7 protein-coding genes are annotated in these 15,826 nt (G+C 38.3%); all 7 read left to right on the top strand.

Features of this window, described 5'->3' with window-relative positions; all coding sequences use genetic code 11:
- Nucleotides 1-34: 34 nt before the first annotated feature.
- The 7 genes from P0077_RS20165 to P0077_RS20135 all read left to right on the top strand — a co-directional run bounded on the left by P0077_RS20165 (nucleotide 35) and on the right by P0077_RS20135 (nucleotide 15,816).
- Nucleotides 35-1,225: a DegT/DnrJ/EryC1/StrS family aminotransferase gene (locus P0077_RS20165; RefSeq protein ID WP_276166996.1), complete on the top strand. Its 1,191-nt coding sequence runs from the start codon at nucleotides 35-37 to the stop codon at nucleotides 1,223-1,225.
- Nucleotides 1,226-1,341: 116 nt separating this feature from the next.
- On the top strand, nucleotides 1,342-2,127 hold the full coding sequence (locus tag P0077_RS20160; protein ID WP_276166995.1) for a 3-keto-disaccharide hydrolase: 786 nt from the start codon (nucleotides 1,342-1,344) through the stop codon (nucleotides 2,125-2,127).
- A 394-nt stretch (nucleotides 2,128-2,521) separates the two neighbouring features.
- Nucleotides 2,522-5,566, top strand: coding sequence for a SusC/RagA family TonB-linked outer membrane protein (locus tag P0077_RS20155; protein WP_276166994.1), 3,045 nt, complete (start codon nucleotides 2,522-2,524; stop codon nucleotides 5,564-5,566).
- Nucleotides 5,567-5,583: 17 nt separating this feature from the next.
- Nucleotides 5,584-7,233, top strand: coding sequence for a RagB/SusD family nutrient uptake outer membrane protein (locus tag P0077_RS20150; protein WP_276166993.1), 1,650 nt, complete (start codon nucleotides 5,584-5,586; stop codon nucleotides 7,231-7,233).
- Nucleotides 7,234-7,343: 110 nt separating this feature from the next.
- Complete coding sequence (locus tag P0077_RS20145) at nucleotides 7,344-9,395, top strand: glycosyl hydrolase 115 family protein (RefSeq protein ID WP_276166992.1); 2,052 nt, start codon at nucleotides 7,344-7,346, stop codon at nucleotides 9,393-9,395.
- A gap of 12 nt (nucleotides 9,396-9,407) precedes the next feature.
- Nucleotides 9,408-11,720: a GH92 family glycosyl hydrolase gene (locus P0077_RS20140; protein WP_276166991.1), complete on the top strand. Its 2,313-nt coding sequence runs from the start codon at nucleotides 9,408-9,410 to the stop codon at nucleotides 11,718-11,720.
- 58 nt (nucleotides 11,721-11,778) lie between these two features.
- On the top strand, nucleotides 11,779-15,816 hold the full coding sequence (locus P0077_RS20135) for a two-component regulator propeller domain-containing protein (protein WP_276166990.1): 4,038 nt from the start codon (nucleotides 11,779-11,781) through the stop codon (nucleotides 15,814-15,816).
- Nucleotides 15,817-15,826: the final 10 nt, after the last annotated feature.

The raw sequence follows: 15,826 nt of genomic DNA, 5'->3' as shown, positions 1-15,826 counted from the left end.
CCTAACACCTAACACCTAACACCCAGAACAACATATGCCAGGATTTGAATTATTCGGAGACAAGGAGCGCCAACAAGTTAATGATGTATTAGACTCAGGAGTACTGATGCGTTACGGTTTTGATGGAATGCGGAATGGCCACTGGAAAGCCCTTGAACTTGAAAAAGCACTCTCAGAGAAAATGCAGGTGAAACATACTCAATTGGTGAGTAGCGGCACAGCTGCTTTAACGGTAGCGTTAGCAAGTGCAGGTGTTGGTGCAGGTGATGAAGTGATTATGCCCACATTTACTTTTGTAGCCAGTTTTGAATCTATTTTGGCTATTGGAGCAGTTCCTATTTTGGTTGATGTTGATGCTACTTTAGCGTTAAGTCCACAAGCGGTAGAAGAGGCTATCACGGACAGAACAAAAGTGGTCATGCCTGTACACATGTGCGGTTCAATGGCAGACTTAAAGGCTTTGAAAGCCATTTGTGATACACATGATTTGTTGTTGTTGGAGGATGCCTGTCAGGCAATTGGCGGTACTTTTGAAAATAAACCTTTAGGTAGTTATGGAGATTTAGGTTGTTTTTCTTTTGATTATGTAAAGACGGTAACTTGTGGGGAAGGAGGAGCTGTTGTCACAAATAATGATGCTTATAAAACCAATGCCGACCATTATTCGGATCACGGACATGATCATGTAGGAAAGGATAGGGGAGCGGAGACACATCCTTTTTTAGGATACAATTATAGAATATCGGAATTGCATGCAGCGGTTGGTTTGGCCCAGATGGAAAGATTGGACGAATTTCTAGCGATTCAGAAAAAAAACTACACCATATTACGAGGAGCGTTACAAGACTTACCGAACGTAGAATTCAGAAAAGTACCAGAAGGAGGGGAAGAGAGTTACGCTTTTTTAACTTTCTTTCTTCCTGATACAAATACAGCAAAACAAACCCATACTGCTTTGGGCAAGGCAGGTGTAGATGCCTGTTTTTATTGGTATGACAACAATTGGCATTATTACCGGGAATGGCAACACCTAATTGAAAAACGTTCTTTGGGGAAATTACCACAAGAAGTCTACAAGCAACTACCAGACTATTCTAAGTCTGATTTTTCAGCTTCGGACAAGTGGGTAGGCCGCACTATTTCATGTCTTATTAAATTAAGCTGGTCAGAAGAAGAAGTTAAGGAACGTGCACAAAAAATGGTTCAGATCATATCACAAGCTTAATAGGTTTGCATTTGTCCCAGACTTTTTTCTGTCGATAAAAATCCATTTCAAGAACTTATAGCTATATTTAATTTTTCAAACTTAAACTGAACCAAAAACAAAATGTAATTATTATTATGAACTCAAAACACTCTTTTCTTTTTTTGGTAGCCGCAGCATTTGCATGTAACGTATCTGCTCAAAAGCACTCAAGTACACCCCCCGAAGTTTCTCCAATGCCAATGAAGCCCCAAATGACCGAAATTTGGGAACCTGAAGTTCCTGTTGTTACTCCGGCAAAAACTTTGGGAGATGCTCCTTCTGATGCTATTATTCTGTTTGATGGAAGTAGCCTTGATCAATGGGTAAGCCAAAAAGACAATACAAAACCAGCTCCATGGAAAATTGTGGACAATGACCATTTTGAAGTAGTACCGGGAACAGGTGGTATTAGCACTAAAATGAAATTTGGGGATTGCCAACTGCATATAGAATTTAGTGCACCTGACAAAGTGGAAGGAGAAAGCCAAGGAAGAGGTAATAGTGGTTTGTTCTTGCAGAACAGATATGAACTTCAGATTTTGGATTCGTATAATAACAGAACCTACCGTAACGGACAAGCGGGTAGTATTTATAAGGACCATGCACCTTTGGTAAACGCTATGCGAGGGCCGTTGGAGTGGAATACGTATGATGTAATCTATAGAGCGCCAAGGTTTAAAGAAGATGGTAGATTAGATTCAAAAGCGGAAATTACTGTACTTCACAATGGTGTTTTGGTGCAGAACAATACGGTTATCAACGGAATTACATACTATATAGGTTTACACAATTACCCATCTGCGCATGGTGATGATGTTATTTCATTGCAAGATCACGGTAATAAAACCCAGTTTAGAAATATCTGGTTAAGAAAACTGTAGTAAAGAAATTTTATAAGTTCAGTTCTCTCCGGTGAGCTGAATTGCAACAGCTGTTTTTCAAATTAAAAACCTCCAAGATTCTCATGAATCTTGGAGGTTTTTTTGATTTAATCGCTCCTCTCCAATTAGGGCGAATCTCGTTTTTAAGTTTAGGGTTTTAAAAATCATCAACTTTTAGGGTCTTTCATTTTTTGTCCACTCAAATGTGAATATGACATTAATTTCCGGTCAATTTTGCCTGATGTTTATTTTTTAATACATTTTAGTGGTGTCTTCTATCCCTTTCATAACGGGCTTTTGTGAGATTTGTCCATGTTTTTGAAAAATATGTCCATTCCATATTTGCCAACGAAAACTAAGTTTGAGAGGAATAATTAAAACTAACTAAACTATTATGAAAAAAAATAAACTCTTATTACTGATTCTTCTGATTGGAGTCTCTGCCATGTCTTGGGCGCAGACTACGGTTAGTGGAATTGTATTAGACGCGCAAAGCGTGCCACTACCTGGCGCTAATGTCGTGGTTAAAGGAACAACAAATGGAGTGGTAACCGATTTTGATGGTAACTTTTCTCTTGAAGTTGAAAACAGTAACGCCACACTAGATGTTTCTTACATTGGTTTTGAGAGCAAATCAGTGAAATTAGATGGGTCTGGTAGTTATACCATTCAACTTGTAGAATCTTCAACAGGTCTTGAAGAAGTGGTTGTTATTGGTTATGGCTCTGTAAAAAAGAGTGATTTGACCGGTGCGGTGGCATCGTTAGATACAGAGACTTTGACCGAACAAAAGAAAACTGATATTGGTCAGGCTATACAAGGTAGGGTAGCAGGTGTTGACGTTAGGGCATTGAGTTCAAAACCTGGAGCTCCATTATCAATAAAAATTAGAGGTAATACGGTTATTACAAATACTAATGCGAGCAGAGATGGGGTAAGTGATAATGTGGCCGACGACCTTTCAAAACCTTTGTATGTAGTGGATGGTATTTTCTTTGATGATATTAATGTTCTGAATCCTGCCGATATTGAACAGATGGATATCCTTAAAGATGCATCCGCAACGGCAATCTACGGATCAAGGGGTGCAAATGGGGTGGTTATTATTACAACCAAGAATGGTATAGAAGGAAAAACTGTTTTTACTTACGATTCTTCTTTTGGTCTGCGAACGGCAACGAATGTTCCTGATTTGTTCGATGGTCCAGAATATGTTCAATTTGTAGATGACGTTTTAAGGGCAAGAGCTTGGGGAGGCACCGGTTCTGTGGCCGATTATAATAATATTTCGATTGATAGGTCTACCGAATTTCAAAGTTCAAATGAGGAAGCTTCTAATGTTGCCAATGGAAGATATACGGATTGGATGGGGCTTTATCAAAAAGCAGGAATTCAGACAAGCCACACCTTGGGGATGTCGGGTGGTAGTAACGGACTTGTTTACAATGCTTCCTTGGGATATCTTAATGACGAAGGAGTTATGGGGATTGAAGGATACGAGCGTTATAATATAAGTGCATCTGTATCAAAGAAAGTATCCGATAAATTTACTGTTGGTGTAAAAGCGTATTTGGCATTTGCCGAACGTGAAGAAGGTAGTAGGGAACTGTTTAGAAGTACACTCCGTTTAGCACCTACGGTAAACCCGTTCGATGCTGATGGAGAGCCAATTTTATTTCCGGACGACCAAGATTTACGTTTTGTACATCCTATTTATGATGCAGAAGGGGCCTGGCGATTAAATACAAAAACTTTAGATGTTATCGCAAACGTGTTCTTAAATTATAAACCAACGGAATGGTTGAATTTTAAAACACAGTTCGCGCCTAACATTACTTCACAACGCTTTGGTGAGTTTAGAGGTCTTTTGACAAAGTCATCGCGTAATGATCCTAGTCGGATTCAATCTCATTATCAGTCAGATTTTAACACCTCTTACACGTGGGATAATATTTTAGACTTTGATTTTGACCTTGCGCCGGACCATAATTTGAAGACGACACTTATTACCTCATTATATTATAACAACAACGAAGGCAGCGATATACAAGTCAGGAATTTTGACACGGATGCCTATCTTTTCTATAATACGGAAGGTGGAACGGATATACGGGATTTTGGCAGCTTCTATCAAAAAGAAACTTTGTCGTCATTCGCCGGTCGTTTAAACTATTCCATTAAAGACCGATACCTTTTCACTTTTACGGGAAGATATGACGGTTCATCAAAATTATCTGAAGGAAATAAATGGAACTTCTTTCCATCCGCAGCTTTTGCATGGAGAGCTAGTGAAGAAAATTTTCTGCAAAACGCAGATTGGCTGAACAATTTAAAGTTCAGGGTAAGTTATGGTGAGGCAGGTAACGATAGTACAGTAGGTGCGTATAGCTCGCTTGCCTTTTTATCATCATCAAATTATCTTTTTGGGGACAATGCCACTGTGGGTAAAATAGTAGCAGGACTGCCAAATGAAAATTTAACCTGGGAGGTTTCAAAAGAATATAACCTAGGAGTAGACCTTTCCATAATCAATAATAGAATTGGTGTAGGTTTTGAATACTACAATAAAGAAACAGAGGGTAGTATTCTGGCAAGAACACTTTCCAATATTACAGGCTATGATTCAGCTCTAGGTAATTTTGGATCGGTTAGAAACAGTGGGGTAGAGCTTACACTAAATACGGTTAATGTGCGAACGGATAATTTTTCATGGCGAACAAGCATCAACTATACCAAGAACACCAATGAAATAGTAGAAATAGATGGTGATTTAGATGAAATTCCTTTTGGAGACCACGGAGTTTTGAAAATAGGTTCTCCTGTTGATGCTATTTGGAATACGGAAGTTGCTGGCATTTGGCAAGTTGATGAAGCGGCTGAAGCTGCCTCTTATGGAAATTTACCCGGTCAATATAAGTTTGTAGACCAAAATAATGATGGTACAATCGATCAAGATGACAAGGTAATTTTGGGTCAAAATTCACCGGATTGGATAGGAGGTATGACAAACACATTCAATTACAAGAATTTGGAGATGAATGTGCAGGTATATACAAGACAAGGTGCTTATGGGCATTCAGAGTTTTATCAGAACTTCTCTACTTCTGGAGATGGGGCGGTTTTCAATAGCTTGGACTTGGATTACTGGACACCCAATAATCCTAATGGTTCCTACCCAATCCCAGATTATGGAAATTCAGGTTGGACGTATGAAGATCTATCATTTGTACGAGTCGGGAATATTGGTTTAGCGTACCAATTTCCTCAAAATTTAGTCGATAGGTTAAAAATGTCAAAATTAAGAATGTCTCTTGATGTTCAAAACCCATTCACTTTTACAGATTACAAGGGGCCAGATCCTGAGACTGCCCTGCAGAACTCGTACAATATGACCTACGCGGTAAAAACAGTTTTATTCGGTCTAAAATTAGCATTTTAACAATATAAACAACGAAGATGAAACTAGCTATAAAAATAAAGCACGTAAGCGTCCTGCTTTTGGGCATGATTTTATTAAGTGCATGTGAGAGTTATATCGAAGAAGATATTTTTTCAGATATAACCAGTGAGAATTTTATTGAAGAAGGAACTGCAGACCAATTGGTGGTAGGTGTCTACGCATCTTTGCGGTCTGTCTATAAAGATTATAATTTGCAGTTTTTAGGTACGGATTTATTTACCATTAAAGCGGAACTTAATTCGGTATCAGCTACCAATGATTATTTTGGTTTTGTTTCAGGTGTAGGAGCTTCTGCTTGGAACAATAACTATAATGTAGTAGCCAAGGCCAATACGGCAATCAACCGTTATGAGAACCAAATCGATTGGAGTGATTCCAATCTGGATGAGAAGGCGTATGGCATAGCACAAGCCAAGGCTTTACGTGGGTTGGCATTTTTTAATATGGTACAGCACTATGGAGGATTGGTTTTGGACTTGGAAGAACCAACATCCATTCGTTCCGATTACACGAGAAGCTCCGAAGAGGAGACCTATGCACAGATCATTAGTGATTTAGAATCGGCAATTCCAGATTTAAAAGAAAACCCTGAAACCGGGCGTTTTTCCAAAAGAGCGGCGCAACATGTATTGGCAGAGGTTTATTTAACCAAAGGATATACTTCTTTTGGAAGTACGGCAGACTTTAATATGGCCGCTGAACTTGCTGAAGATGCCATTGGTTCTTATGACATAAGATCACAATCTTTTGCAGAGGTTTTTGCCTATGATAACCAAGTAAATGAAGAAATTCTATTTGCAATTCAGTGGGGTACGGATGGGCTCGCAACGGATCAGGTAAATACAAAACATTCGCTTTTTATGAACCAAGTGGCAAATTATCCGGGTGTGAATAGAACGACTACACCTTACGGTTTTAGTGACTTCAATGCAATGCCAACGCCATTTTTCTATTCCTTGTTTTCGGATAATGACGCTCGGGAAAATGAAACAATTCACAGGGCCATTCTTGCTGATGGTGATGAGCCAGCAGGTCCAGACCCTATTGTAGCTGGAGATACAATTGTGTATTACCCAAAAGTGGCTTTAGATCAAGTGGAATTAGAAGAGCGTTTAAATAGGTATTGGGTGTATCAACCGAACCAATATTTGTTTGGTCGCCCAGATGATATTCCGGGTGTCAATTACCTCTATTCTTTAAACCCAGAGCGTACCAACTTTCCGATTTTCAAGAAGTTTGATGACGAAATTTTTAGCGAGACAACTGATGGTGCTAGAGATACTTTTGTCTATCGTGTAGCGGGAACACATTTGTTAGCTGCTGAAGCCTATTTGGCGGCAGGCAATTCATCCGCCGCTTTAACGCATCTAAATATTGTTAGGGAACGTGCAACGGGAATCGCAAATGAGTATACAACTGTAACCGTAGACGATATTCTTAATGAGAGAGCATTGGAGTTAGCTGGCGAAGCTAATCGTTGGGCGGTTTTGAAGCGAACAGGAAAATTAGAGGAGCGCATCAATGCTTACAATCCCCATGTTCAGGATCATGGTGCTTTTGACGCGAGTATTCACTTGTTAAGACCTATTCCTTCTGGTGAACTGGAACTTTCTGATGGTTCCTTGACCCAGAACCCAGGATATTAATTATAGATAAAATTGAGTTTGTTTTGAGTTAATTGCATATGGACAGGAGTGGTATTCCTGTCCATATTTTTTAAATGAGATGTGATCACTATGAAAGAAGAATACATATAATGATTAATAAACTAGATTTTAACAGGTTTCTCTTACTGCTTCCGCTTTTTAGTTTGTTCTGGTTCTATTCTTTTTCAAATGTACCGGAAAGTTCATGCTACCTTCTAATAGGTACAGGAGCTAACGAAACGGAATTGAATGCTGTTGATGATTTTAAAACTGATATTCAGAAAGCCACATTGGCAAAGGTAAAGGTGGTTTCAAATATTAAAGAAGTACCTGAAAATGCAATGGTTATTGTGGTAGGAACACCAGAATCAAACGTATTGATAACTGCTTTGAACAAATCGAAAAAAATAGAAGTTACTGGCGTTTATCCTGGTCCTAGAGGTGGTATTTGGGCTAAAACAACTTTAAAAAATAAAAGAAAAGTAATTGTAATAGCCGGTTCAGATGTACAAGGACTTCAATATTCAATTTATGATTTTTCAAAAGAGGTATTAGGTGTAGACCCATTACAGTACTGGACTGGTAAAGAAGTGGCTAAAAAGACACTTATGGACCTTGTTACTTTTGAAGATAGACATATTGCACCACCAAAAGTACCATTGTTATGTTATTTTGAAAATGATGTGGACGAGTTGGCTAACTACCGTGGAAACCTTTTGGAATATGATTGGGAGAGTTATACTCAGATGATCAATTCATTGGTTCGGTTGCGATATAATGCCATTCAACTTTTTGATATGTTGGGGCGACCGGAATTTTTTATCAGACCTGAATACAAAGAATTGACAGATTACCAAGTAGATGTAGCTTATGTTGAAAAAATGATAGACTACGCCCAAAGTAAAGGCATGAAAGTAGCAATAGATTTTGCGCTTGGGTATCAAATACACCCTATGTCTGCTGATAAAGCTACTTGTTGGCAAGAGTACAAAGAAGATTGGATCACGGCATGGCGTTATTATTTAGAGAAAACTCCGCTTCGTAAAACAGATATATTCATTTTACGTCCACGTCATCAAGTATGGGACTGGGAGTATGAAAGTAGTTGTGGCGAGGAGAAAATAGAGGTTTTTAATGAAGTTTATAAAGCTTTTGGGGATATAGTAGATGAATACAAGCCGGACGCGCATAAAGTATTGGTGTGCTATTCAGATGGAATGGAAATGTGGAACGATGGTTTTAGACCTCCCAAGGATTGGATAGTTACATGGTCCGATCATGGTTTTGGAGATTTTGAGCATCTACCAAAAACCACGGACGGTTACAATTTTGGAACCTATATGCATGCGGGCTTCTGGTTAAATCATACCGTACACAATCCTTACCCAGAAAAAGTAGAGACGGTAATGAAAGAAATGTTCAGCGCTTACGATGCTGATAAGTTTTGTTTGGTAAATGGACAAAATTTTAGGCCGTTTTTACTTAATATAGAGGCATATTCAGAGGTGTGTAATGATCCCGATACTTTTTATGCTTCATCGTTTTATAAAAATTGGACAGAGCGCTATTTCAATGAAACCAGTGCTAAATACGCAGTGTCTTCAATGAAAGCTTTGCATGAAGCTCAAAAAGAACGAATTGGATATGTGCAGCATCTATGGGAGATAAGGGAAGCTATTTCTTATTTGTCGGATAGTCCGATACAACGTCCCGGGAAATCGCCTGTTCCTCATGATTATAAAAGAGTTGAAAATGACCTGGAACGGGTAGAAGCTATTGAAGGGTTGATAGATATTTCTGTTAAAGAGGCTAAAATAGGGTTGAAGAAAGCAATGTCAAATAGAGTTTTTTATCATGATTACATCTATTTGCCAGTAGTTCTATATCAAGATTTAATTCAGTTTGAACGCACGTTGCATGAGATGGCAATTATGAAAAAGCAATATGAAGAAACTTCGGAAGAGAAGACATTAAATGCAATCAAATTGATGCTGCCGTCCGCCAGAGCTCAATTGGAAGTGGTTTATGAAAATAGGAAAAGTGGTGATAAAGCACCTAAATGGAAGAATTGGTACAATCCGGAAATTAGAAGACCGAACAATGGGTTTCCAACTTTCGAAATGTTAGATAAGATAGAATCGAACCTGAATACAAAAAGTTAAAGATCATAGCACATGAATTTATTTTCAAAAATTCCTTTCTACGGGATTTACATCATAATAGCTGGTATACTCTCTTCATGTGAGTCAAAGGTAGAAACAAAAGGTACCGTTAAGGCTATAGATCCGGTAGACTTGGTCTACCCTCAACTAGACACGGAAAATTCAAGATGGTTTTTCTTTTCTTCCGCCAGTAGGCCTTTCGGGATGGTGAACCTTAGTCCAGATACAGAAGTAGATGGTGCTTGGGGAAGCGGGTATAGATATAAGGTTGATACCGTTCAAGGTTTTAGCCACATTCACGCTTGGCAGCTTTCGGGTTTATCGGTTATGCCTGTAACAATAGACGACTCCAATCAGAAATCAATATTTACCGATTTTAAGTCAAAATTCAGTCACGATACTGAAAAAACATCTCCAGGACATCATTATTTAGAACTTGAAAAATATGATATAGATGTAGACTTAACCAGCACAACGCGTGTAGGCTTTCACAAATATTCCTACCCTAATAAAGGAAAAAAAGCAGCTATACTTTTTAATCTAAATGGAATGTTGGGGCCAAATGAAAATACAGACGGCGTGCTTGAACAGGTAAATGCAAAATCGTTAAAGGGGGCACTAACTATAGCTAAGACGGGAAGAAGACCCAAGCCCGTAAAACTGTTTTTCAATATTGATATAAATACAGAAATAGAATCTATAGAGCGTGATGAGGCCACAGGTAACTATTTGGTTCTTTTAAAAGACTCGGATACTGAGGTTTTAATGAAAGCAGGGATATCCTATACGTCTAATAAAAATGCCAGGAATAATATAGAGGCCGAATTGGATCATTGGAATTATAATGGGGTAGTTGATGATTCTAAAACCGAATGGAACAATTTGCTGGGGAGAATAAAAATAGAGGGCAATACAGAACAGGCAAGAAGAAGGTTTTATACGGATTTATGGCATGCATTGCAGGGCAGACGGATAGTTAGTGATGTCAATGGAGCTTATCCAGACAATACCGGTAAAGCCTTTAGAATAGGTCAACTCCCATTAGATGAAACCGGAAAGCCAAAATTTAACCATTACAATTCAGATTCGTTTTGGGGAGCGCAGTGGACCTTGAATACGCTATGGGGGTTGGTGTATCCAGACATTATGGAAGAGTTTGTACACTCTCTATTGCAGTATTATGAAGATGGTGGAATGGTGGCACGTGGCCCATCAGGAGGAAATTACACCTATGTTATGACAGGAGCCTCCTCTACACCGTTTATTGTAAGTGCCATTCAAAAGGGGATTATCACCAAAAATTTAGAGCATATTTATGAGGCGTTAAAAAAGAACCACATGTCCGGAGGTATTATGGGTAAAGCGGGCTATGAGCATGACACGGACTTAGGGGGAGGACTCAAATACTATATGCAAAATGGGTATGTTCCATATCCTCTTCCAGAAGGTAAATTTGGAGGTCATCAAGACGGGGCAAGTATGACTATGGAATATGCGTATCAAGATTGGACATTAGCTCAATTGGCAAAGAAACTAGACCATTTAAAAGATTATCATTATTTTTTGAAGCGTTCAGGGAACTATAAAAATGTATTTGACCCTTCCGTAGGGTGGATGCGTCCAAAAAATATAGAGGGCAAATGGTTAGAAAATTATAGCCCTTACAATCATGAAAATGGTTTTATAGAATCTAACGGAGCCCAGTCAACTTGGTTTGTACCTCATGATATTGAAGGTTTAGCAGAGTTAATGGGGGGTAAGGAAGCAGCAGTTGAACAGTTGAACACACAGTTTGAAAAAGCTGAGAAATTAGGTTTTACCGCTGGGAACTCACATGCACAAGAATTGCATCCGGAGTATCGTAACATCCCTATAAACTACGGAAATCAACCTTCTATTCAAACGGCTTTCGTTTTTAATAAATTGGGACGTCCGGATCTTACTCAATATTGGTCACGAAAAGTAGCCGATAAAGTTTTTGGAGGCTTGTCTCCCGCCACCGGCTACAACGGTGATGAAGATCAAGGTCTCATGGGTAGTTTGGCCGTATTAATGAAGATAGGACTTTTTCAAATGAACGGGGGTACGGAAGCGGATCCTGGCTATGAACTGGGTAGCCCTAGTTTTGACAAAATAACTATCTCATTACAAAATGGCAAAGAACTTATAATTAGGGCGCCAAGAGTTTCCTCAAGGAGGTTTGAGGTGGAAAGTCTTTGGCTGAGTGAGTCTCCATATTTAAAAAATTCAGTGCCGCATTCGGTTTTGATGGAAGGGGCTACCTTAGATTATAAGTTTATGAATGACCGTGATAAACTAGAATAAGTGCTTGATTATTAGGTGTTGTTCTTTAAAACTCTAAATTGTAGTCACAATTACCTTTATGAGCTACCGATTAACATATCTTTTTTGGTTGATATTCTCTTTATGGAACCTATGCGGGCAATCCTTAAAGTTTGAACATTACAATGATGCTAACGGTATTTCGCATAATTCGGTTAGGCACATTGTTCAGGATAATGATGGCTTTCTCTGGTTCGGTACTTTTTCTGGTCTAAACCGTTTTGATGGGTACGAGTTTAAATCGTACACCAGTGCTTCTCCATCGGAAAACACAATTCCTAATGATGATATTACCGCGTTGGAGTTTAATAGCGAAGCCAACCAGTTGTGGATTGGGACGCGTAACGGGCTTACTCTTCTTGATTTAAACACATATGAATTCACGGTTTTTTTGCCCGATGCCAAAAATGCTAGCTCACTACAGGATACCGAAATCAGGTCCGTTCATATAGACTCGTTTAAAAGAGTGTGGGTAGGGACTAAAGACCAAGGTTTATTTATCTACGATTCACAAACCCAAAAATTCAGTAAAATTCCGCTGGATGATTTTACGTATGTCAAAGAAATTTTTGAAGATTCCAAAGGTCGCTTATGGGTGGGGAGTTATGGCGATGTTGCCATAGCTAGAATCTCTTTGGATAACGTAGGGGCAATTGTTCAAATCAAACAGTATGCATTAGTGGGCCAAAACACAAAAGAGCCTAACCCTTATGTAAATTTTGTCTACGAAGACCATAAGTCGGATATTTTTGTGGGAAGTAGGAATGGGCTGTATAAGCTGAATACAAAAGAAGACCGTTTTGAAAATATGCTTATTGACGATCCAGATGTGAGGGATAAGTTAGGCCCGTATTTTATATCCATAGCCCAAGCCTCTAACGGAAAATATTGGGTAGGGACTTTAGGAGGTATTCTACAAGTTGATGCTTTGGAAGATATACAGAAACAGAAATATCATTGGTATTTTTCTGAATTATCGGATGATGACTCTTTAGTAGATAATTTGGTTTCCGCTCTTTATTTTGATGATTCCGGCGTACTTTGGGTGGGTACGGAAGAAGGCTTGGATAAATACGACCCTTTTGAAAATCAGTTTCAATATAATACTTCAATTAGTAGGTATATAGATAATCAAGCTCCTCGTATTCGGGATTTTTCAAAAACTTTTGATGGTAAAATAATTGTGGCGACTAGACACAATGGTTTATTTATTTCCAAGGGAGAAAATTACATCCCTCTATACCATACAAACAAAGATATAGCAAGTATGTATTCCATAGATGGAAAAACGTTCTATTGTGGTCTTTGGAACGGAAAAATATTGATTTATGACTACCAGAACAGGACAGATAGAGTAATTGACGTAGGTTTTAAACATGCTCCAATTTTAGCTTTTGAGCCATTTGAGAAAGACAAAATGGTTATTGCTTCGCATGGGGAAGGAGCAGTTATTTTAGATTTAAAAACAAAAAAAATAGATGATTCCTATGGTCAATTATTACCTTCCCTGGATATCAATACGGTAAAAGTTAGTGATACTGGGGTTATTTGGTTTGCTACCCAAATGGGAGCTTATTCCTATGATAGCAAAACAACACAGGTAAAGGCCTATGAAGCAAAGTTGGATGTGAAGTTAGGGTTGCCCCATAGCAATGTAAGCGATATTGCAATTGATAAAACCGGTAAAATCTGGGCAGCTACGCGTAAAGGGCTTTCTTATTATGACGCCACAATTGATGATTTTTTACCCATAATGGAGGTAGACGGGTTAACGGACCGTTGGATTACAAATCTCGTTTTTAAAAAGAACGGATTTCTCTGGTTGAATATGAACAACAATAATTTGGGTAAATATGATATTGAGGCTAAGGAATTAAAATTATATCATACAGAAAGTGGAAATCGTTTAGATATTTTTAGTACCAGAGGCTTTTATTATGCAGATGATACCCATATGTTCCTTGGTGGGAAAGAGGGTGTTATTACATTTTCCCCAAAAGAACTTTCTGTAAACGAATACGCCCCGGAACCGGTAATTACAAATATTAGGGTGCAGAACAAAGCTGTTGAAATAGGTTCGGTTGTTAACGGTCAACAAATACTTAAAACGGATATAAATTTGAGCAGGAGCTTACAGCTTCAAAATGCAAATAAGAACTTCTCTTTAACATTTTCAAGTCCGTCTTACGTTAACGGAAGACAGAATAAGTATAGCTATATTTTAGAAGGTTTTGATGAAAACTGGAATACTGTAGATGTACGGCAAAGAACCGTACAATACACCAATTTGTTTTCTGGCGATTATGTATTTAAAGTAAAGGCCATGAACAGTCATGGGGTATGGAGTGATGCTGCTTCATACAAAATTGAAATACTCCCGCCTTTCTGGTTTACCTATAAAGCATTCTTTCTTTTGCTATTGGTTCTGGCTTTGGCTTTTTACCTTATTCGGAAGCAGGTAAGAGCGCGTATTGTTTTAAAACAGCAATGGTTAATGGAGAAGGTGAAACGGGAACGTGATGAGAAACTGAACAACGAAAAGCTGCGTTTCTTTACCAATATTTCACACGAATTAAGAACTCCCCTTACCCTGATTCTTGGTCCGGCAAAACAGCTGATCGAAGATGGAAAAGACTCCGGGAATTATTTTCAACAGAGTAGATATAATCTTATTCACCAAAATGCCAATAGATTATTGAATTTAGTGAATCAAGTATTGGATTTTAGAAGAGCACAATCAGGGGAACTTCGCTTAAAAGTAACCAAGACGGATATTCTCCTGTACACTAAAAATACGTTTCGTTCATTTGAGGAGTTGGCGGATGATAAAAAAATTAACTTTAACCTAATTTCGGAGAATGAGAAAATTAAGGGATATATAGACCGGGATAAGTATGATAAAATGCTGTATAATCTTTTGTCCAATGCCTTAAAGTTTACCCATAATTATGGACATGTAGACCTTTTTATAGATGCGAAAGAAGAGGAGGGAGGTACTTTTTTAATGGTTGAAGTGAGTGATGATGGTATAGGAATTCCTAAAGAAAGTCAAAAGAAGATTTTTTCTCGTTTTTATCAAGCTTCCAATAGTACGAGCCTTAATACGGGTTCAGGAATTGGACTTTCATTAGTACGCGCCTTAGTTGCTCTGCATAAAGGGGTAGTAGTAGTAGAGAGTGAGCTGAACAAGGGCAGTGTTTTTACATTAAAACTTCCCATTGGGAGAGGGGCTTATGAAGAAAATGAAATCTTTGATTATGAAAAGAGCCAAGTGGTTGAAGAATCACCGCAGCTTATTACTGCAAAGAAAATCATTCAAAGTACGCATTTAAAAGAGCGAATTTTAATAATTGAGGATAATGCCGAATTACGAAACTACTTGGTAGATTACCTCTCTGATTATTATAAAGTTTTTGAAGCTGAAAACGGAGAAAAAGGGTTGGAGGTCTGCCTAAACGTAAAACCTGCTATCTGTATTGCAGATGTTATGATGCCGGTTAAAACTGGACTGGAGTTTTGCGAAGCTCTTAAGAACGATGCGGAAATCAGCCATATTCCCGTGATTCTTTTAACGGCCTTATCTGATAATGATGATAAAATAAAAGGGTATAGCTCCGGTGCTGATGGCTATTTGGTGAAACCGTTTGACCCGTCATTGCTAAAAACGAGAATTGAAAATATCATCAATTCTAGAAAAGAACTGAAAAGTAGGTTTTCAGAGGAAATAGAAAGTCAGGTAAATACATTGACGCATTCACCTATTGATCAATCGTTCATGGAAAATTTGACCAATTTAATCCATGAAAATATGGATAATAGTGAACTAAATACTTCCTTGCTTTGCAAGTCACTAGGTATGAGTTCATCAAAGCTATACCGGAAAGTAAAGGAGCTTACGGATTTGGCTCCTAATGAATTTATACGAACCATTCGCCTAAAAAAATCGGCAGAACTACTACGAACAAAGAAATATAATGTATCCGAAGTCACCACCCTTATTGGGTTTAGTGATCCTTTATATTTTAGCCGTTGCTTTAAAAAGCAATTTGGTTATCCACCAAGTCAGTTGATAAAATAAAGCGCAATTT

The sequence above is a fragment of the Zobellia alginiliquefaciens genome (assembly GCF_029323795.1).
Taxonomy (GTDB): Bacteria; Bacteroidota; Bacteroidia; order Flavobacteriales; family Flavobacteriaceae; genus Zobellia; species Zobellia alginiliquefaciens.
The sequence above is the reverse complement of the archived record's forward strand: the minus strand, read 5'-3'. Positions and strand labels throughout refer to the sequence as shown.

Excerpts from the sequence above, each read along its gene's own strand:
- P0077_RS20165 (WP_276166996.1), top strand. The coding sequence starts at position 35 with ATGCCAGGATTTGAATTATTCGGAGACAAGGAGCGCCAACAAGTTAAT.
- P0077_RS20160 (WP_276166995.1), top strand. The coding sequence starts at position 1,342 with ATGAACTCAAAACACTCTTTTCTTTTTTTGGTAGCCGCAGCATTTGCA.
- P0077_RS20155 (WP_276166994.1), top strand. The coding sequence starts at position 2,522 with ATGAAAAAAAATAAACTCTTATTACTGATTCTTCTGATTGGAGTCTCT.
- P0077_RS20150 (WP_276166993.1), top strand. The coding sequence starts at position 5,584 with ATGAAACTAGCTATAAAAATAAAGCACGTAAGCGTCCTGCTTTTGGGC.
- P0077_RS20145 (WP_276166992.1), top strand. The coding sequence starts at position 7,344 with ATGATTAATAAACTAGATTTTAACAGGTTTCTCTTACTGCTTCCGCTT.
- P0077_RS20140 (WP_276166991.1), top strand. The coding sequence starts at position 9,408 with ATGAATTTATTTTCAAAAATTCCTTTCTACGGGATTTACATCATAATA.
- P0077_RS20135 (WP_276166990.1), top strand. The coding sequence starts at position 11,779 with ATGAGCTACCGATTAACATATCTTTTTTGGTTGATATTCTCTTTATGG.